This is a genomic window from Pseudomonas sp. CBC3 (genome assembly GCF_037967085.1).
GTDB lineage: Bacteria > Pseudomonadota > Gammaproteobacteria > Pseudomonadales > Pseudomonadaceae > Stutzerimonas.
Window position 1 is genome coordinate 1 of record NZ_JBANEO010000027.1, and the last position, 362, is coordinate 362.

Consider the following 362-nt stretch of genomic DNA (forward strand, 5'->3'; position numbering starts at 1 on the left):
TTGGTCGAGATGGAAGTTCGCGACCTGCTGTCGACCTATGACTTCCCGGGCGATGACACTCCGATCATCATCGGCTCCGCGCTCATGGCGCTGAACGGTCAGGATGACAACGAAATGGGTGTGTCGGCCGTGCGCAAGCTGGTCGAAACTCTGGATGCCTACATCCCCGAGCCTGAGCGTGCCATCGACAAGCCGTTCCTGATGCCGATCGAAGACGTGTTCTCGATCTCTGGCCGCGGTACCGTTGTTACTGGTCGTGTCGAGCGTGGCATCGTCAAGGTCCAGGAAGAAATCGAGATCGTTGGTATCCGTGCCACGACCAAGACTACCTGCACCGGCGTTGAAATGTTCCGCAAGCTGCT

Annotated in this window: 1 protein-coding gene; it reads left to right on the forward strand. The window is 58.0% G+C overall.

What is annotated here, in order from left to right; all coding sequences use genetic code 11:
* The coding region (locus V6943_RS20270; protein WP_340555147.1) for an EF-Tu/IF-2/RF-3 family GTPase at positions 1–362 on the forward strand (362 nt) is incomplete at both ends.